The organism is Bacillus cereus ATCC 14579, assembly GCF_000007825.1.
In the GTDB taxonomy this organism is placed as follows: Bacteria; Bacillota; Bacilli; order Bacillales; family Bacillaceae_G; genus Bacillus_A; species Bacillus_A cereus.
On sequence record NC_004722.1, the window covers coordinates 2757859 to 2775747 of the forward strand.

A 17889-nucleotide genomic window follows, 5' to 3' on the forward strand; every position below is an offset into this window, starting at 1 on the left:
CCTCATTATTTCTTCAAAAACGCAATCCCAATTACGATCCCAATCACAATTCCGATTACTAAATTATTTGTAAAATAACCTTGGAATACACCGATTACAACTCCTATACCAATACCTATTGCCAAAGCATCATTTCTTTTTTTATTTTTAGCTAAAATTGCATCTCCTCCCATCATTTCTCGCTAAACAACATACACTTACTTGAATGTATTAATATATTCACTATCTCACTTGAACATTTCAAAAAAATGTACTTTAACTTCACATATAATATTTTCCATTTTCTGTACATACTCCTTTTATATTGAAAAATTTTCAAGTAACTATTAATTATACATAGGCATTTACTATAAGAAAGCTTCGTAATTTATTGAAGGAGGAACAATTCAAATGTATCCTCATTGGAATCCAAATATAAATCAACAGTATGTTTATTCCCCCCATCCCGCAAGGAATACATTGCATCATGATTCACAATATATGATGCATCATATCGCAAGTCTTGAAAGTCAATTAACTAAATTAATCTCATTAATCGAGGAAAATAATCAATTCATCAAATCAATGGAACAACAACAAAACCAAGTTTGTGCACCAGCTGGAGGTTCTGTTATCGTTCATATGTAATCTAGATACAATAAAAAACACACTTTGTATTATAAAAGTGTGTTTTTTGGTCATTATTTTCTTTTCGTATGGAACCCTTGTGTAATTCGATCTAATATAATTGCGATTACTACGATAGCTAATCCAGCTTCAAATCCCATTCCGATATTAACTTGTGTTACAGAGCGATATACATCAACTCCAAGCCCTGGAGCTCCTACAAGTGATGCTGTTACAACCATCGATAACGAAAGCATAATGCTTTGGTTCACACCAGCCATAATCGTTCCGGTTGCAAGTGGTAATTGTACTTTAAATAGTTTTTGTGATGCTGTGGATCCAAACGCATTCGCTGCTTCAATTAAATCTTCTGGAACTTGTCTAATTCCTAAGTCAGTAAAGCGAATTGTCGGTGGCATTGCAAAGATTACCGATGCAATAATTCCAGGTACTACACCAACTCCGAAAAATGTAATCGCTGGAATGAGGTATACGAATGCCGGCATTGTTTGCATAAAATCTAATGTTGGCTTTAAAAATTTTGAGAAACGCTCATTTTGAGATGCTAATATACCAATTGGAATTCCGACAATAATTGAAATAATAACAGACGTAAGTACGAGTGCTAATGTTTGCATCGTTTGTGCCCAGTAGTTAATATTCAAAATGAATAATAATCCAATAAGCGTAAAAATGACTAAAGATAATTTCCTCGTTGTGTACCAAATGAAGAAACACAAGATAATAATCATCAATATGGCAGGTATTATTGTTAAAAAATTAGTGAGTAAATCAACGAATCCACCAATAATATAAGAGAATCCTCGGAATAAGCCTTCAAAGTGCTCATATAAACTTGCAACAAATGAGTCGACCCATTCCCCTAATGGAATACGTGGTATACTATTCATCGTCTTTCACCTCTTCCTCAATGTTTCCTGCAAGAGCTTGAATGACACTTTCACGTTTAATAATTCCTCTTAGCCTTTTCTTCTCATCGATTACTGGTAAGGGATATTTCATCTCTGCCATTTTTGCATATGTCTCTTCCAGTAAAGTATCCAAATACACATGCGGAATATCATTAAGTAATAAATCAGCAATCGGCCACTGTTTTTGTACTGCTTTACTCGCATCATCCGCAGTTAATATACCTAAAAACTCATACTTTTTGTTTACAACATATACAGTTGAGACGCCTGCATTCCTCATAATTTGAAGAGCCACACGAGGTCCACGATCAATTAATAAAGTTTCTGGTCGTTTTAAAATAGACTCAGCCGTAATTACTTTTCCTAAATTCACGTCCGCAACAAACTTTTCTACAAATTCATTTGCGGGGCTCATCATAATTTCTTCTGGCGTTCCAATTTGGACGATTTCTCCATCTTTCATTAATGCGATACGATCTCCAATTCGAAGCGCTTCATCTAAATCATGCGTAATAAATATAATCGTTTTTTCCATTTTATCTTGTAACTCTAACAATTCATCTTGCATTTCTTTTCGAATAAGTGGATCTAATGCACTAAATGACTCGTCCATTAGTAATACATCTGGATTATTCGTTAGTGCCCTTGCGATTCCAACGCGCTGCTGCATACCACCACTAAGTTGACTTGGATAATTATCTTTATGATGATCGAGTCCTACTAACTGTAGCGATTCTAACGCTTTTTTCTCTCGCTCTTCAACCGGAACTCCTTGTATTTCTAAACCATATGCAACATTTTGTATAACTGTACGATGCGGAAATAGAGCGAATTTCTGAAATACCATACTCATTTTCGTTCTTCTTACTCTCCGTAACTCTTCTTTTCCCATCGTTGCGATGTCTTCACCATCTATGTATATATGACCTGCAGTTGGTTTAATCAATTGATTTAACATACGAACTAGCGTAGATTTCCCGCTACCAGACAAACCCATAATAACGAAAATCTCTCCAGAGTAAACTTCAAACGTTGCTTTTTTCACCCCAACGTTCATTCCTGTCTCTTTTAAAATTTCCGATTTACTTTTTCCTTCTTTTAATAAGGAAAGGGCTCTTTGCGGATGTTTCCCGAATACTTTTGTTACGTTTTCAACACGCACCTTTGTATTATCCATGTCACTACTCCTTTTCTACCCATCTATTCACATAGTGTTGCGATTTTACAAAGAAATATTACATAAAAATGACATTCATAAGATTTCTTTAAAATTCTCGTTTCCGTTCATAATAAGAATGCTTACTTATACACTTATTTTATAAGGCAAACGTTACTTAGGAGGTTTTCGATGCGAAAGAAAATTTGGTTTATATGCCTTGCATTATTTATTACTATGATTTTCACTTCATGTAATGCAACAAATGCAAATTCGAAAGGAAAAATTAAACTTGGTGTAACAAGTTGGAAAGAAAATATTGCAACTGCAAACATGTGGAAAGTTTTATTAGAAGAAAAAGGCTACAAAGTTGAGCTCATGTATTTAGAAAAAGCCGCAATTTGGACTGGTGTCGCTCGTGGCGATGTTGATGCGAATGTAGAAGTATGGCTACCAGTTACAGATAAACCGCTAAACGATCGTTATAAAGATGATATTGTCTTAAAATCAAAATGGTACGAAGGTACTGGACTAGGTTTAGTCGTCCCTTCTTATATGAAAAACATAAACAGTATCGAAGATTTAAATGCTCATAAAAATGAACTAGATAATAAAATTGTCGGTATCGAACCCGGTAGTAGTCTTATGAATTTAACGAATAAAGCAATGAAAGAATATGATATAAAACTAAAACTTGTCCAATCTTCTGAAGCTGCGATGATGAGTGAACTAAAGAAAGCATATACAAAAAAGAAACCAATCGCTGTTACGCTTTGGAATCCGCATTGGGGTTTTTCAGAATTTGACTTAAAATATTTAAAAGACCCTAAGAAAGTATATGGTGAAAAAGATGACATTTATTACTCCGTTCGTAAAGGTTTCGAAAAAGATCACCCAGATGTTATAAAATACTTTGATAAATGGAAAATGAACGATGAACAGCTCGGTACGTTAATGGTCATGTTAAATAAAACAAAAGATCCTGAAGAGGCTGCGCGAAAATGGATTAAAAAAAATCAAGCATTAGTTGATGAATGGGTAAAGGATTAATAAAAAGGCTAGAGAATTAACATATCCTCTAGCCTTTTTCATCTTATTTTTTCGTAACAACGTCATCTACAATCCCATATGCCTTCGCTTCTTCTGCAGTCATAAAATAATCTCTTTCTGTATCATGTGCTACTCTTTCAATCGGTTGGCCTGTTTTTTCTGCAATCATTTTATTAATATCATGCTTTAACTTTAATATTCTTTTCGCAGTTATTTCAATTTCTGTTGCTTGCCCTTGTGCACCACCAAGCGGCTGATGAATCATAATTTCACTGTTAGGGAGCGCAAACCGTTTTCCTTTTGCTCCTGATAATAATAACAATGCACCGAATGATGCCGCAAAGCCCATGCATAGCGTTTGCACATCTGGTTTAATTAAATTCATCGTATCTAATATTGCAAAACCTGCTGTCGTTGAACCTCCTGGGCTATTGATGTATAAATATATATCTTTTTCTGCATCTTCTGCTTCTAAAAATAATAATTGCGCTACGACACTACTCGCTACTTGATCGTTAATTTCTGAGCCGATAATAATAATGCGGTCTTTTAATAACCTTGAATATATATCATAGGAACGTTCTCCTAATTTTGTTTGTTCTACTACATATGGAATTGTATTCATTTTAAATTCCTCCAATACTTGTTATGCTGCGCAAAGCATACAACTGTAGGAAGAAGGGTTTTTCACATTAAATAATAACACTGGCTGTTTAGATGGTAACTTAGTAAAATCTATTGTCGGAAGAAGTTTCGTTAACAATTCTGGTCTTTCCTCACGAATAGATGTTACAACAACTTCAATATCCTCTGTGAATTCGACTATCTCAATCCCTTCTTCACTTACAGTTTTCAGCCTATTTCTACTTCGAAATAAAGAAGCCTTTACTGCACCTTCTGATACAGAACACACTTTAGCAATATCAGCGATACTATATTGAAAAACATCTTTTAATAATAAAATTGCGGATTGCTGTACATTTAATGAAGACAATACTTTCCCTACCATTTCATGCAAATCTGCAATGTTCTCATGTGGTTCTTCAAAAGTGATTTGTTCTCTTATTTTTTCATGAACAGACTTAGACTTTATCTGATCTAACCAACGATTTCTTGCTATTTTATAGACGAGTGTCATACAAATATCTTTATTTCTATATTTTTGAAGCACTTTACACACTGTTTCTTGGGCGAGATCTTCCCCATCCCATTTGTTTTTCGTTAAAAAAGTACAGTATCTTTTTAACTCTCCATATTGTTCAATTAAAAAGTTTATATTTGAATGATTCATATCGATATGGTTCTTTAAAACATGAGTTACTTTTGTGCACAAAATAACCACTCCTTTTCAGCGCTTACTTAATAAACGATTCAACATTAAAAAAAGTTACGGGGATATAAAAAAATAATGTTTATGTTCAATAATTCGCGGTCATAAATATGTTATGTACAATTTTACGTGAGGAGGAACAAATTTGCCAAAATTAACAATTGAAGGTGCGGGAACTTTTGATGTGAAAGAAGGAACAAAGTTAGTATTAGCAATTGAAGATAGCGGTGTCAACATTCTTCATCGTTGCGGCGGGAATGCACGTTGCACAACTTGTAGAGTAGAAATACTAGCAGGTGATTTCTGTGAAGCGAGTGCGAATGAGAAACATGCAATGACGGAAAAAGGAATTGAAGATCATTTACGATTATCTTGTCAAATGCGTGTACATAAAGATATAGTCGTTCGTCCGGTACTTACAGTTGAAAATTCAGGTCTTGATGCTGGGCCACGTCCGGCGGAGTAAAGCGATGAATTTAAAACAGCTCGCTGGCGAATATGCTGCTAACTTTGTAAACGATGGCATGAAAATTGGGCTTGGTACAGGTTCTACTGTATATTGGACAATACAAAAATTAGGTGAGCGTGTAAAAGAAGGATTATCATTTCAAGCTGTACCAACATCAAAGGAAACTGAAGCATTAGCACAGCAACTAAATATCCCCCTAATTTCGTTAAACGACGTACAAAGTCTTGATCTTACAATTGATGGAGCGGATGAAATTGATTCAAATTTACAACTTATAAAAGGCGGTGGCGGTGCATTACTTCGTGAAAAAATCGTTGCCTCTTCCTCTAAAAAACTAATTATCATTGCTGATGAATCGAAACTTGTAACACATTTAGGTACTTTTCCATTACCTATTGAAATCATCCCTTTTTCATGGAAACAAACCGAAAATAAAATTCAGTCTTTAGGATGTCAAACAACATTACGTTTGAAAAACAATGAAACCTATATAACCGATAACAATAACATGATTATCGATTGTATATTCCCTAATCATATTTCTAATCCTGTCCATTTACACACCCAATTAAAAATGATTACTGGTGTAGTTGAAACAGGGTTGTTTATAAGTATGACGAGTACAGCAATTATTGGTACTAAAAATGGGATAAAGAAATTGTAATAAAAGCTAACTTTTTAAAGTTGGCTTTTTAGTATGTTCTTCTTCTCTTAATAGTGCTTTATTATGATATACTAGGAAAACGCAAACAGATTACACTAGAAAGGACTGAACATTTTGCAATCCAAACTTATAACAGAACTTACTGATTTAGAAACTGCCTTTCATATTCGAAAAGAAGTATTTGTAAAAGAACAAGGTGTTCCTCTTACAGATGAATTCGATACATTCGATGAAATCGGAGAGCAATGTAAACATATTTTAGTTTATTATCATGAGCTTCCTGTAGGTACAGGGCGTATACGATTTGTTGATGGCGTCGGAAAATTAGAACGTATTTGCATTTTAAAAGATTATCGTACATACGGATTAGGTAAAGTCATCATTCAAACGTTAGAAGAAATTGCTCGTAACGAACAAGCTACAAAAGTGAAACTACACGGGCAAACACAAGCTGAAGGATTTTATAAAAAATTAGGTTATGAAACTTCTTCTGATATATTTATGGAAGATGGCATTCCGCATATACTTATGACGAAAATGTTATCATAATAAAAAGGGTAGTATATGAATCTTATGTATTCATACACTACCCTTTTTTATAAATAGAAAAGTGAATTCTCAAGATTCTCTTTTGAAATCAAAGCCCATCATCTCTTAGTTCATATCTAGGTAAAGCTTACACTGTTTTCCATAATGATAATGCATAAATCCAGTTCGGATCACCATTTCCTTGATAACTCTGGACTGCTTCATATACTTTTCCTTCGTGTAGAACTCTATCTCCCTTTTTATATGCTTTTTTTGCATCCCACGCTTCATATGAAGCGCTTTCGGTTTTTGTAGTAATTGTGAATATATCACTCTGTACGGATTCATTTCCAGCTACATCAACAGCTTTTACTACATATTTATAAGTAGTATTAGCGAGCAGATTTTTATCCATATAAGAAGCTGTATTGGATGTTGCAATCTTTTTCATTGATCCTTCTGTTTCTCTATAAATATCGTAATGGTCTACACCAATATTATCGTCAGATGGACTCCACATTAAATCCACACTTGACGCTGTCGTTCCCATACTATGTAATCCTTTTGGTTGTGTTGGTGCTTCTGTATCAGGAATCTCAACTGTTGTTTTTACTGTAAGCGCTGTACTTTCCTTCGATACATTGCCAGCTGCGTCAATTGCTTTTACAGTATAAGAGTATTCTGTGCTTGGTTGTAATTTCTTATCAATAAAATGAGTGCCTATTACTGTATCAATCATCTCTCCGTTACGGAAGATTTGATATCCTTTTACCCCTACATTATCCGTAGAAGCGTTCCATGTTAGTTCTACACTATTTGCTGTTACTTTTTGCGTCTGAAGTCCATTTGGAATACTTGGCGCTTCTATGTCTGGTTTCACATCATTAATAAGATTAACATCAATTACATTATAGAATGCATTTGCTGTATCAGCTACATCCCATACTGCTAAAATCACATGATATCCACTACGATCAGTAGGTACATTGATTTTATGAGTTAAATTATTTGAAGCTGCAGAACCATCATGTTGTACAGTTCCAATTGGTTCAAAATCTGCTCTTGTTAGCGCTTTATTTGGATTCCATCCTTTTTTAGTAATATAGTAATGCCACTTACTCGTTAAGTGAGGCGCAGTATACTTCCAAGTAAATGTATTTTCCCCACCAGTGATTGTATTTTTAAACCAACGATTTGCTGTTTGTTGATCTAAAATACCACCAAATTTTCCGCCTGCTGAAGCAATTTGTCCATCTACTGGACCACCTTGTGGGAAACCTTTTGGAGCTTCTAAACTTTGTGGTTCATACATAACACTTCCACAGTTTACATTTAGCGCACCATAAGTTGAACTACATAAAGCGGATCGGCTACCGGGCTTTTCAACAAAACCGTGCGCATAAGCATTTTGAGGAATAAGTGTCGTACTAATAATTCCAGCTGTTAATGCTACAGCTCCTAAACTTTTTTTGTTCATTTTCATATTTTGTAGTTGTTTTAAAAATCGATTATTCATGTTCATGTCTCCTTCTTGTTATACTTTGTAGTGGAATGTGGGCTTTGATGTAAAAGAATAACAAGAGACAAACTTGTACCGATGTATGTGTTAATTATGCATACACCGCAGTGAAATTATATTTTTCTTGTGAAATATTTCACTTTATGAATATATCATGACATAGAAATTACCTGAGTATGTGCAGAAGTTGTGCAGAAACAGTGAAATTATTACTAACATGTAAAACTAAGTCCTAACATTGTAAAATAAAATTTGAATATATTTATCTATCATCTTTACTTCATAATTGACAATACATTTAACTGGTTAACTTTTATTCTTATACTTATATCTCTCAGTGCCTTAGTTTTAACCATACTAGATATTAAAAATAAGAATTATAAAGTTAAATAAAAAGCATCCTATTTAGATGCTTTTCTAATGTATAATTTCATTTTTTCACTGACCTACAAATATAAAAATTTCATCAACAGCTTCCTTATATCCACCTGATTTTTGGAAAGATTTCTTCAAATTCAAAGCAACTTCTTTAAATGACGGATTATTTAATACCATTTCTACACTTTCACTTAGTTGATCCGCAGTTAATCCTTGCATTTGTAATTTTATTCCTGCTCCAAGACTCTCCACTTGCTTTGCGACTACTGGCTGATCTGCACTTTGCGGTATTACAACGAGCGGAACCCCGTTATACAGTCCTTCATGCGCACTGTTCATCCCGCCGTGTGTAATAAATAGTTTCGTATATGTAAGCAGCTCAGTTTGGGGTACATAGTTTTTCACAATGAAGTTTTTAGGAATTTCGCCTAGATCACTTATTTTTGTTTTACTACCAATAGACATAACAATTGTATGCTCACTATTCTCAAAGGCCTTCATACACAGTTTATAAAAGTCAATCGCTTCATTAAAAACAGTACCTAATGAAATATAAATCGGACTTTTTTCTTCAATTGAAGTAAAATCAACGTCTCTGTTTTTCATTTGTGCAGAGATAGATGGTCCTACAAATTTATATATTTCATCAAACGTATCACCAAAAGGCTGGAACTCCTTAATTGTATATACAATAGTCAGGGGTGCAGGATTACAGAAAACTTCATACGATGATTTTATTTCAACACCATATTTTTCAGCAATTCCCTTCGTTAAGTTTTGAAAATCATTCTGTATTTTATCATAAATTTCTACTGGGATATTTTTTGATAGATGACCTAACATTTGCTCAAAGGATTTTTCATCCTGCGCAAAAGATGTGCATGAATTTATGGCTGGAAGTTTAAGGATTTGAGCAATTAAATGGCCACAGCCAAACATAGAATCATGAATTATGTAATCAAAATGTTCACCTTCAATTTGTTCTAAAACGCTAGGTATTACAATATCTGCTGTATGTAGAAGGCCATTTATTCTTTCCTGTAAATAATTTCTGCCTCCAGATAGAAACGCTTTTATAAATTTTTGATCATCAATCGTTCGTACAGTAGCACCTGTCTTCTCAATCCGCTCCCTGAAAGCTTCTATTGAAAAATAAACGACCTCTTCACCACGAGAAATCAATTCATCTACAACTTGTAAAGTTGGATTTATATGTCCTTCTGATCCAGCATTAATAAATAAAACACGCGCCATAATAAACACTCCTTACGTTAAATCATTTCTATGTTGGCAAGAGTACGGATTCTCTCCATACTCTTTTCCTAGCTGTTCGTATCATGTTCCTACTAAATTGACCTAGCAAGTCTAAAACCGAGATCATCTATATGAAATGTAGGATGGCTTCGACGACGACAAGTAGCGCCGCACCCTCTCGCTGTTTCAGCCCAACTACCACCACGAAAAATGCGGTATGATCCATACACTGTTTCATCATACAAATCATAACACCATTCCCAAACGTTCCCTAGCATATCATAAAGTCCCCATGCATTCGGTTCTTTTTGGCCAACGTCATGAATCTCTCCATTTGAATTTTCATTATACCACGCTATATCATGAAGTTTCCCGTATGTATATCCGGTTGTACTTGCTTTACATGCATATTGCCACTCCGCCTCAGATGGTAATCGGTAGCCATTTGAATCTAAATTACATTTCACAATTTGACCACCATCACTAATAGAATAATATTCTTTTAATCCCGCTTTTTTTGAAAGTACATTACAAAACGCAATGGCATCGTTCCATGAAATATTGACAACTGGTTTATGATTTTTATCAAAATTATTTAATGTACTATTTGTAATAGCATCATATAGTTCCATTGTTACAGCATACTTTGCAAGAAGAAATGGTTGAATTTGTACTAGCCATTCTTTTTTTATTCGATCATCTCTTAATACTACCTCTCCAGCTGGAATATTGACCATTAATGAATCGATTAGTTGAATTAAATCGTTAGTCATTTTCTATTCCTCCAAACGTTCATTTTATATGAAATTAAAGTCATATATTCATTACAAAATACAAATTTCAAAAAGCGTTAAATTTTTCATAATAAAAAACGATTAGTTTTATTAAACTAATCGGTAAGATTTACAAAGAATTTTTGTGTTACATTCTATAATTATATGTGCTCTAAAAATTTCCGAACCTCATTTGGAGATTTTAAAACAATAACCTTTTTCTCTTCCGGCAATTGCTCTAACTCTTTTAAAATTGTAGGTCGTTTAGCATTAGGATATTCCCATATCCATTTAAAAAATTGCAAATCAAATCTTTCTTCACATCCTGCGCCCATATCTGGTCTTGTTTTATTTCGGTATTTTACAATTCTTTTAAAAGCCCTATAAACACAAATTGTTCTATGAATATCAAGGAAGATAATTGTATCAGCTGCATTCAGTCTTATACCCATCGTCCCGCCGTAATTCCCATCAATAATCCATTTCTCATCTTTAATTAAGTTATTTTGAACTGTTATTTGTTCTTCTCTCGGAACACCTTCCCAATTCGGTTTCCAAAATAATGCATCAAGATGATGCACCTTAATATTTAATTTATTTCCTAACTGCCTTGCTAATGTAGATTTTCCTGAACCACCAGAACCAATTAATATTATTTTTTTCATAAAGGGCTCCTTTTTAAAATCGATTATTTCCTCCGTAACATAAACTCACAAAGTATGCCAACAACAACACCAATTGTATAAGCCACCAAATCACTCCACAAAAAACCGTATCCCAACACGAGTCCGCCCAAAGTCGTTGCACGCATGCTATCTATCCATTCCGCATGATACAATTGGCTCGCTTCAATCCCGTAGCAAAACATTAAACTAATAAAAGCCAACTTCTTCGTCTCTGTTTTAGGAAACAAAAATCCAAAGCCAGTGAAAATCATTAATGCCCATAAAGCATCGCCTAAGTAATCATTTAATAGATGTGGTAGTGCAAAAGAAAACTTTCTTGAGCTAAGACCTAAAATAATAACAACTATAGTAAATAGTGCATATACTACTCTATTTCGTTTCGTATTCATTTTAAAGTTCCCTAATATGTAATGTAAAACTGTAAATAGCTAGTAAAACAAAGTTATTTTACTAGCTATTTATTAGTTGCTTTAATGATAAGAAAATGTGGATTCGTATTTAGATAATAATATGATTTTTCGTCTACTTCTTTCATTTTTTCAATTGCCTTCGGTTCTACTATCTCTTCTAATACAAAATAATTTGTAGTTTTATTTAGTATGTCTTGTAATGATCTTCTAAAAAACTTGACTTCAATAGTAATATTCGGTTTAACCCAAGTATCTATTAATAACTGTTTTTCAAAATAATTTTCACATGGAAACTTTGTGAAATCCATAAAAGGATGATGAATAGAATATATAAGTTCTCCACCTGGCTTCAATACACGACGAAATTCTTGAAATACTTGATTCCAATTTTCTATATAATGAAGAGTTAATGAACTTACAATCACATCATATGTATTATCTTTAAATGGCAATGTTTCTTGCAGATCATGACAAAGGAACGTTGCTTCTTCTCCTATATTTTCTTTTGCTGCTTTTACCATTTCAGGACTTACATCAATTGCTGTAACATTTGCTCCTCTTTTTATGAATTGAGAAGTATACCATCCAGCTGCACATCCAGCATCTAGTATCTTTTTTCCTTCTAGTTCCTTTGGAATAAGCTCCATCATCGCCGGTCTTTCATAATAACTGTTATATGGATTTGCGAAATCTAGATTTTCTTTATATGTACTCGCTAATTTATCATACGTATCTTTAATCGAATCTTTCATTACACACACTCCTAATACATATTAATCCATTAACTCCTGTTGCTTTTTCTTTGAAAATGATTGTAGTACTAAATCATACGACCAATCAATCATTTTATTAATTTGCTCCTGCTCTATATCCTTATGAATATAAACAGTATTCCAATGTTTTTTATTCATATGATACCCTGGAATAATGGTTTCTGGATAATCTTCTCTTATTCTTAATGCGACTTCTGGATCACACTTCAATGTAATCGCAGCTTTTTCGCCTTCTTCATGATTTACTATCGCAAATATTTTATTATTAAGCCTCATACATGTTGCACTCCAACCATCTGGAGAATCTTCTGTCGCTTTTCTTTTCGATAAACAGTACGCTCTTGTTGCATTCATTTTAATTGGCACCTCTTATTCTTTCCCTGTTGATTACGATGCATCACAATTTGCTTCGTTGCTTGAAATTGCTGCTCACCGTAAAACTTTATTAGCTTCTCTCCGCAAAATAGACTAACAATATGAATATGAGATATTTCTCGAAGTAATATTGTAAGCATCTTCTCTCCAATACCTTTATTTCTTACACTCTCATGTACGACAACATCTTCAATGTATGCTCGAAAAATACCATCAGAAACGACTCTAGCAAATCCAATTAATTCGTTTTCTTTTCATACTCCAATTGCTATACTATTCTTTAACATTTTTTCAATATCGACTTCTTTTCTTTCTGGCCACCAACCGACAGAATCATAAAGTTTTTTTATTTTTTCTGCACAGATTGGTTGTTCTTGTTGCAATTTATACGTGTACATATTCGTTCTCCTATCAATCAGTATACATAATATTATTATAATCTCTTTTCAAAAAAGTGCTGACTATGACCTTTCGGATGATCTTCAACGACACCATACTCCCTGTAACCGTGCTTTTTATAAAATTCTGGTGCTTGGAAACTAAATGAATCTAGCAATATTAATCTACACCCTTTTTCCTTTGCAATCCCTTCAATTTCATGTAAAAGTTGGCTGCCATAACCGTCATGACGAACTGATTCGTCAACCCATAAAAAGTCGATATGAAGATGATAAAAATACATCGTACCTGTTACGCCACCAAAAATTTTTCCTTCTTCATTTTTTACTACGAGGCTTACTTCTTCCATCGGCTGTTTTACTTCATCTGTTAAGATGGACATATTATATTGAATAACTTTATTTTTAATGTATTCTCCTTCAATACGTGTACCGTTCTCTATATGTTTCATATACATTGCTTCCTTTCAACTTAGTAAGCTACATTTTATTTTTCCCCTTTAAAATACTAATCAAAACGAATCCACCATATGTAACAAAGCATGAAAAGCCAATTATCCCTGGTACAGAGACATAGCCTACCCTTATGTAACTTATAACTGCAAAACAAGCGATAGACAATAAAATAGATGGCCAAAATATAACAGCTTTTTTTCTTCGTCCTCGTTTCGATGTATTTTCTTTCTCTCCAGAAACACGTGTGCCAAAAAGCAATACAATACAAATAAGGATCGCTGCAAAGTAAATTGTATCTAATGACAAATTGTGATCATATAGTGCAATTCCAACTTCAAGAGCAATAATCGTTAAAATTAAAATAATGATTGTTGAAGTCTTTAAGTTTCTTTTCAATCGCTCACTCCTAGCATGCTTTCACTATATTCTTTGTATATATATTTTAAAACTACTGCAAAAGCTTCATCTACCTCTTTATTTTCACGTCGATTCGGTAAATCTTTCCCCCCCATCACATAAAGAAGCGGAAATTCGTTAAACATTCCTATAATACCAATATTTATTGTAGCTGTGAGTAATCCACCTGTCATATGAGCTAAATGATAATATGGGATTTCTTCATACTCTCCTTGCTGTCTTACCATGCCGCTAATAATTGGTTCCCATAATTCTGGTTCTGATTTATAACCTTGAAAGGTTTGTATGAAAAGGGCAAGAACTTCACTTAATTCTCCAACATTTTTCTCATCTCTAGCATTCTCTTGTATATAAATTTTTGAAAAGTACGTTTGTGCGTACATTTTCACAGCATCCCATCCACCACAGTGCATTACAACTGGCTGTGCAACGCAACTATCATGACAAGCAATCATTACCTCTACCGCTTGACTAAGTGTTAAAGAAGTTCTTCCTTGTAAATGCGGATATAACTGCGCACTATCTTCATGCGGATTAAATTTAATGTGATGAAGTATATCATTCCAATTATGTTTATTTTCCTTCACCATTTGCGTTACTACAAATCCAATGACTAATTTTTCTGCTGATGCTAACGGAATATTTAATTCATTATTATATGAAGCAACTATCCGATTATCTTTTGTAGAATAAATTGCCATTCCCACATAATTAGATTGTACCTCTTTTATTTTATTTATAACAGTTTCCATTTCCATCCCTCTTTTTATATCGTTATATTAACTTCTAATATTTCAACATTGAATGTAAAAAAACTTTTCATTAGCTATTAAAATAAGAAAAAGGTAGCATGAATTTTTTCTTGCTACCGAAAAATATTTATTCTTCTATAGGATTTTCAGGACCGTTAAGTTCCAGCTGATAAAAAGCTAAATCTAGCCATTTATTAAACTTATAACCAGCTTTTTTTATTGTTCCTGCATGAATAAATCCATAGTTTTGATGCAAGGCAATACTTTTCTCATTCTCTGCATCAATTCCAGCAATTAAGGTCATATACTCTCTTTCCTTTGCAATTTTGATTAATTCTTTCATTAATGCAGACCCAATGCCATTTTTTCTATATGCCTTATCTACATACACAGAATGTTCAACTGAATATTTATAAGCAGGCCACGCTCTAAATGGGCCGAATGTCGCAAATCCTACTACTTTATTATCTAATTCATATACGAAAATTGGATACCCTTCAGCCTTTTTTTGTTCATACCAATCTATTCTATTTTCAAGGGTTACAGGTTTATACGCATATACAGCTGTTGTATAAAGTATCGCATCGTTATAAATATCTAAAATGAATGCTAAATCTCTTTTCGTTGCTTCCCTTATCATTGTTTTCTTCCTTTCATCATGTTCATCTTATTTCACTATCTTTTCAATAGTTTTATTTTATCGAAATTTCCGATTTTTATCTACATACGAATACTAGCTTTTCGGAAACCATCAAGTATATTTATTGCAGCAGATAACATGTAGAAGAAAATTCCTCCCCCAATGAGCCACGTTTTAAACTCCTCTGGGGAAATAGTAAATGCATTTGCCAAATACGTAATAAATCCTGCGTTTAATAAATGTGGATTTACTACAATTACAATGAATATGATTGTTCCGACTACTTGAAGAATAGCATTTCCAATTGCCAACCTTTTCGTCCATTGTCCCTGTACTAACTTATAAAGTGATATAGCTACTTCGAAAACGATCATAACCAAAATTAGGGGCCAGTATTGAAGCAAAACATCTTGATTAAACGTTGGCGCGACAAACTTCAATCCGTTTTCTATACCATGATATACGCCTACAAGATGATTCGCATAAAAGTAAAGTGTAGCCCATATTGCTGTCCACATTAAACCTCCAAAAATTTCAAACTTTGAAATCGCCTTTTTCTTCGGGATATACGAAACATTTTTCAAGTCATCTGGTGTCCATTTTTTTAAGCTTGTTGTTAATGGGTGTGGATCCTTTTCTTTATCAGTTCTTTCTAAAATAGCAAATACAAGTGTTAACCAGAAAAATACATGGAGACCCACTTCAAAAATTTCCCCTATACCTTTACCTATCAATTGTAAAATAACATTTAATACCGCTTGATCACCATTATAGCCTATAAAATTTTCTGCAACCATTGAAATGAGCCCAATAACAGCTGCAATTGGTATAATCATTTTTAATAGCGTCGTATATACATCAAAATAACGTGGTCCAATTAAATGCATTGGTCTATCCAAGTACCCATTAGCCAATGAAACTGGACTTCCCAATTTTTCGAGTATACTCTTCACATCTTCCTCATTATAATCGTCTGGTAACATATCCTCTATTGTTGACCGTAGTTCAAGTGTAATATCTTCACGATTTTGTTCAGGCAATCTCTTCGCAACTTCATGGACATACATATCAATCAAACTCATTTTCGTCCTCCTCCTTTAATAAGTTATAAAGTTCTTTCGAATCCTTTACCCACTGCTTTTTCAATTGTAAAAATATCTCTAATCCATATTCACTTAAAACATAATACTTACGAGGTCTACTCTCTGTTTTATCCCAACTACTCGTCACTAACTCCTGCTTTTCTAATCGGCGAAGTAGTGGATATAAAGTACTTTGATCAATCGTAACCCCTGATTGCTCCAATAACTGGACAAGTGAATATCCGTACTGCGGCGTTCTTAATTGACTTAAAACAGCTAACGTTAATGTCCCTCTTCTTAACTCAGTAATTAACGAGTTTAATAAAGTATCCATTCACTCACCTCATTCCCATTACTATATGTCATACAGTATGTGTTTTATACTATGTATCGTACAGTATTAATGTGACAAAAACTATAATCATTTACCAAAAAACGGATAATAAAAAGCGCAAATTATATGATTTTTGCTTTTTTAGCTAAGTTATATATCTATAGCACTCTAAAAGGTAGCAACCTTAACTACTAATTTTGAAGTTCCAGTAATGCTATATTAAGTTACAAATATCGTATACATATGATGTGAACATAACATTTCACTATAGGAAGCTATAAAAATGGCGAATTACCATGGTTGAATGATTCCTGTTTTATTCTTTAGGCACTGTTGATTTCACACTGTTTTCAGCACCTAATCAACGTTATTTCCTTCATAAACTTCATCTTGTTCAAAATCTTTATTTTTGTTTGGTTTATTAGAGAAAAATAAAAAAACAATTAAATTAGGTTAATTGTTTTTCAAATGCAAAATCTTTATTTTTTTAAATAATCTATGATATTCGAAAAGACAAACTCTCCAAATGCAAGTGGTATATAAATAAACCATAACTTTAATATTGCCTTTGTTTCTTTGTGATCAGAATCCCCCATTAAAACCAACCCTATCCTTTTTCTTCTAATATTTTCATTTTAATTCCAATAACAAGGAAATCATACCATTTATTAACGTTGTAGTCTATGTTTTCTAAAAATTAAATAAATACCAATATTTCATTACCTTAATATCCAGGTAAACATAATAACTTTTTTTACGTTTCATCTTCAAAGTCTATAATGAGTCCTGTTAGAACTGCTACATTACCAATCAATTGGATCCCGCGACCAATAAAATCCATCTTAAATTCTTCCCACTTTAATTTATGTAATGATATAATAACACTAAATTTTCAACACGTTCTTAA

At 33.3% G+C, this 17889-nt stretch carries 23 protein-coding genes and 1 pseudogene; 5 read left to right on the top strand and 19 right to left on the bottom strand.

All coding sequences use genetic code 11. The annotated features are described in order from the left end of the window. Positions 1-5: 5 nt before the first annotated feature. A complete protein-coding gene (locus tag BC_RS13935) occupies positions 6-173 on the bottom strand; it encodes a hypothetical protein (RefSeq protein WP_000508397.1) in 168 nt (55 codons plus the stop codon). 217 nt (positions 174-390) lie between these two features. Here BC_RS13935 and BC_RS13940 point away from each other — a divergent pair, with 217 nt between their 5' ends. Then, positions 391-627: a hypothetical protein gene (locus BC_RS13940; protein WP_000283219.1), complete on the top strand. Its 237-nt coding sequence runs from the start codon at positions 391-393 to the stop codon at positions 625-627. Between the two features lie 53 nt (positions 628-680). On the opposite strand, the gene BC_RS13945 is transcribed toward BC_RS13940, so the two are convergent. Further along, complete coding sequence (locus tag BC_RS13945; protein WP_001084759.1) at positions 681-1517, bottom strand: ABC transporter permease; 837 nt, start codon at positions 1515-1517, stop codon at positions 681-683. Continuing rightward, entirely contained in the window at positions 1510-2715 is a 1206-nt protein-coding gene (locus BC_RS13950) for a quaternary amine ABC transporter ATP-binding protein (RefSeq protein WP_000370606.1), read from the bottom strand. Before BC_RS13950 ends, BC_RS13945 begins: the two co-directional genes overlap by 8 nt. A gap of 171 nt (positions 2716-2886) precedes the next feature. Here BC_RS13950 and BC_RS13955 point away from each other — a divergent pair, with 171 nt between their 5' ends. Next, positions 2887-3744, top strand: coding sequence for a glycine betaine ABC transporter substrate-binding protein (locus BC_RS13955; RefSeq protein WP_001227629.1), 858 nt, complete (start codon positions 2887-2889; stop codon positions 3742-3744). A 43-nt stretch (positions 3745-3787) separates the two neighbouring features. Here BC_RS13955 and clpP read toward each other — a convergent pair whose 3' ends face one another. After that, positions 3788-4369, bottom strand: coding sequence for an ATP-dependent Clp endopeptidase proteolytic subunit ClpP (clpP, locus tag BC_RS13960; protein WP_001092372.1), 582 nt, complete (start codon positions 4367-4369; stop codon positions 3788-3790). A 21-nt stretch (positions 4370-4390) separates the two neighbouring features. Then, positions 4391-5077 carry an RNA polymerase subunit sigma-70 gene (locus BC_RS13965; protein WP_000337509.1) on the bottom strand — a complete coding sequence of 229 codons (687 nt, stop codon included), beginning with the start codon at positions 5075-5077 and terminating at the stop codon, positions 4391-4393. A gap of 142 nt (positions 5078-5219) precedes the next feature. Between BC_RS13965 and BC_RS13970 the strand changes: the two genes are divergently transcribed. From BC_RS13970 to BC_RS13980, 3 genes are all read left to right on the top strand, one after another. Continuing rightward, complete coding sequence (locus BC_RS13970) at positions 5220-5540, top strand: 2Fe-2S iron-sulfur cluster-binding protein (RefSeq protein ID WP_001125388.1); 321 nt, start codon at positions 5220-5222, stop codon at positions 5538-5540. 4 nt (positions 5541-5544) lie between these two features. Continuing rightward, positions 5545-6207, top strand: a complete 663-nt coding sequence (gene rpiA, locus BC_RS13975; RefSeq protein WP_001049992.1) for a ribose 5-phosphate isomerase A — start codon at positions 5545-5547, stop codon at positions 6205-6207. 114 nt (positions 6208-6321) lie between these two features. Then, positions 6322-6756 carry a GNAT family N-acetyltransferase gene (locus BC_RS13980; protein WP_001190882.1) on the top strand — a complete coding sequence of 145 codons (435 nt, stop codon included), beginning with the start codon at positions 6322-6324 and terminating at the stop codon, positions 6754-6756. A 127-nt stretch (positions 6757-6883) separates the two neighbouring features. Here the strand turns inward: BC_RS13980 and BC_RS13985 are convergent, their stop codons facing one another. The 14 genes and pseudogenes from BC_RS13985 to BC_RS14050 form a co-directional block, all read right to left on the bottom strand. Beyond that, entirely contained in the window at positions 6884-8251 is a 1368-nt protein-coding gene (locus BC_RS13985; protein ID WP_001065157.1) for a lytic polysaccharide monooxygenase, read from the bottom strand. A gap of 441 nt (positions 8252-8692) precedes the next feature. Further along, the gene (locus tag BC_RS13990; protein WP_000124880.1) at positions 8693-9886 is read right to left on the bottom strand and encodes a macrolide family glycosyltransferase; all 1194 of its coding nucleotides are present in this window, start codon (positions 9884-9886) and stop codon (positions 8693-8695) included. 92 nt (positions 9887-9978) lie between these two features. Continuing rightward, positions 9979-10659: a formylglycine-generating enzyme family protein gene (locus tag BC_RS13995; protein WP_000180345.1), complete on the bottom strand. Its 681-nt coding sequence runs from the start codon at positions 10657-10659 to the stop codon at positions 9979-9981. A 161-nt stretch (positions 10660-10820) separates the two neighbouring features. Beyond that, a complete protein-coding gene (locus BC_RS14000; RefSeq protein WP_000720561.1) occupies positions 10821-11324 on the bottom strand; it encodes a DNA topology modulation protein in 504 nt (167 codons plus the stop codon). Between the two features lie 23 nt (positions 11325-11347). Beyond that, positions 11348-11734 carry a DUF2809 domain-containing protein gene (locus tag BC_RS14005; RefSeq protein WP_001093464.1) on the bottom strand — a complete coding sequence of 129 codons (387 nt, stop codon included), beginning with the start codon at positions 11732-11734 and terminating at the stop codon, positions 11348-11350. Between the two features lie 65 nt (positions 11735-11799). Next, the gene (locus tag BC_RS14010; RefSeq protein ID WP_000655263.1) at positions 11800-12507 is read right to left on the bottom strand and encodes a class I SAM-dependent methyltransferase; all 708 of its coding nucleotides are present in this window, start codon (positions 12505-12507) and stop codon (positions 11800-11802) included. A 21-nt stretch (positions 12508-12528) separates the two neighbouring features. Further along, complete coding sequence (locus BC_RS14015; RefSeq protein WP_000994620.1) at positions 12529-12882, bottom strand: MmcQ/YjbR family DNA-binding protein; 354 nt, start codon at positions 12880-12882, stop codon at positions 12529-12531. Continuing rightward, positions 12879-13301 (bottom strand): annotated as a pseudogene (locus tag BC_RS14020) (GNAT family N-acetyltransferase). Before BC_RS14020 ends, BC_RS14015 begins: the two are co-directional and overlap by 4 nt. A gap of 35 nt (positions 13302-13336) precedes the next feature. Continuing rightward, a complete protein-coding gene (locus BC_RS14025; RefSeq protein WP_000680410.1) occupies positions 13337-13753 on the bottom strand; it encodes a GNAT family N-acetyltransferase in 417 nt (138 codons plus the stop codon). 28 nt (positions 13754-13781) lie between these two features. After that, positions 13782-14153: a hypothetical protein gene (locus BC_RS14030; protein ID WP_000827995.1), complete on the bottom strand. Its 372-nt coding sequence runs from the start codon at positions 14151-14153 to the stop codon at positions 13782-13784. Further along, positions 14150-14926, bottom strand: a complete 777-nt coding sequence (locus BC_RS14035; protein ID WP_000450748.1) for a serine hydrolase — start codon at positions 14924-14926, stop codon at positions 14150-14152. Before BC_RS14035 ends, BC_RS14030 begins: the two co-directional genes overlap by 4 nt. Positions 14927-15053: 127 nt before the next feature. Further along, positions 15054-15566 (bottom strand): GNAT family N-acetyltransferase, encoded by a 513-nt coding sequence (locus BC_RS14040; protein WP_000617516.1) that lies wholly within the window; start codon positions 15564-15566, stop codon positions 15054-15056. 80 nt (positions 15567-15646) lie between these two features. Continuing rightward, entirely contained in the window at positions 15647-16648 is a 1002-nt protein-coding gene (locus BC_RS14045; protein ID WP_000052351.1) for an HAAS signaling domain-containing protein, read from the bottom strand. Further along, positions 16635-16982, bottom strand: a complete 348-nt coding sequence (locus tag BC_RS14050) for a PadR family transcriptional regulator (RefSeq protein ID WP_000380304.1) — start codon at positions 16980-16982, stop codon at positions 16635-16637. Before BC_RS14050 ends, BC_RS14045 begins: the two co-directional genes overlap by 14 nt. Positions 16983-17889 lie beyond the last annotated feature (907 nt).

Excerpts from the sequence above, each read along its gene's own strand:
- BC_RS13935 (WP_000508397.1), bottom strand. The coding sequence starts at position 173 with ATGGGAGGAGATGCAATTTTAGCTAAAAATAAAAAAAGAAATGATGCT.
- BC_RS13940 (WP_000283219.1), top strand. The coding sequence starts at position 391 with ATGTATCCTCATTGGAATCCAAATATAAATCAACAGTATGTTTATTCC.
- BC_RS13945 (WP_001084759.1), bottom strand. The coding sequence starts at position 1,517 with ATGAATAGTATACCACGTATTCCATTAGGGGAATGGGTCGACTCATTT.
- BC_RS13950 (WP_000370606.1), bottom strand. The coding sequence starts at position 2,715 with ATGGATAATACAAAGGTGCGTGTTGAAAACGTAACAAAAGTATTCGGG.
- BC_RS13955 (WP_001227629.1), top strand. The coding sequence starts at position 2,887 with ATGCGAAAGAAAATTTGGTTTATATGCCTTGCATTATTTATTACTATG.
- clpP (WP_001092372.1), bottom strand. The coding sequence starts at position 4,369 with ATGAATACAATTCCATATGTAGTAGAACAAACAAAATTAGGAGAACGT.
- rpiA (WP_001049992.1), top strand. The coding sequence starts at position 5,545 with ATGAATTTAAAACAGCTCGCTGGCGAATATGCTGCTAACTTTGTAAAC.
- BC_RS13985 (WP_001065157.1), bottom strand. The coding sequence starts at position 8,251 with ATGAATAATCGATTTTTAAAACAACTACAAAATATGAAAATGAACAAA.
- BC_RS13990 (WP_000124880.1), bottom strand. The coding sequence starts at position 9,886 with ATGGCGCGTGTTTTATTTATTAATGCTGGATCAGAAGGACATATAAAT.
- BC_RS13995 (WP_000180345.1), bottom strand. The coding sequence starts at position 10,659 with ATGACTAACGATTTAATTCAACTAATCGATTCATTAATGGTCAATATT.
- BC_RS14000 (WP_000720561.1), bottom strand. The coding sequence starts at position 11,324 with ATGAAAAAAATAATATTAATTGGTTCTGGTGGTTCAGGAAAATCTACA.
- BC_RS14005 (WP_001093464.1), bottom strand. The coding sequence starts at position 11,734 with ATGAATACGAAACGAAATAGAGTAGTATATGCACTATTTACTATAGTT.
- BC_RS14010 (WP_000655263.1), bottom strand. The coding sequence starts at position 12,507 with ATGAAAGATTCGATTAAAGATACGTATGATAAATTAGCGAGTACATAT.
- BC_RS14015 (WP_000994620.1), bottom strand. The coding sequence starts at position 12,882 with ATGAATGCAACAAGAGCGTACTGTTTATCGAAAAGAAAAGCGACAGAA.
- BC_RS14025 (WP_000680410.1), bottom strand. The coding sequence starts at position 13,753 with ATGAAACATATAGAGAACGGTACACGTATTGAAGGAGAATACATTAAA.
- BC_RS14035 (WP_000450748.1), bottom strand. The coding sequence starts at position 14,926 with ATGGAAACTGTTATAAATAAAATAAAAGAGGTACAATCTAATTATGTG.
- BC_RS14040 (WP_000617516.1), bottom strand. The coding sequence starts at position 15,566 with ATGATAAGGGAAGCAACGAAAAGAGATTTAGCATTCATTTTAGATATT.
- BC_RS14045 (WP_000052351.1), bottom strand. The coding sequence starts at position 16,648 with ATGAGTTTGATTGATATGTATGTCCATGAAGTTGCGAAGAGATTGCCT.
- BC_RS14050 (WP_000380304.1), bottom strand. The coding sequence starts at position 16,982 with ATGGATACTTTATTAAACTCGTTAATTACTGAGTTAAGAAGAGGGACA.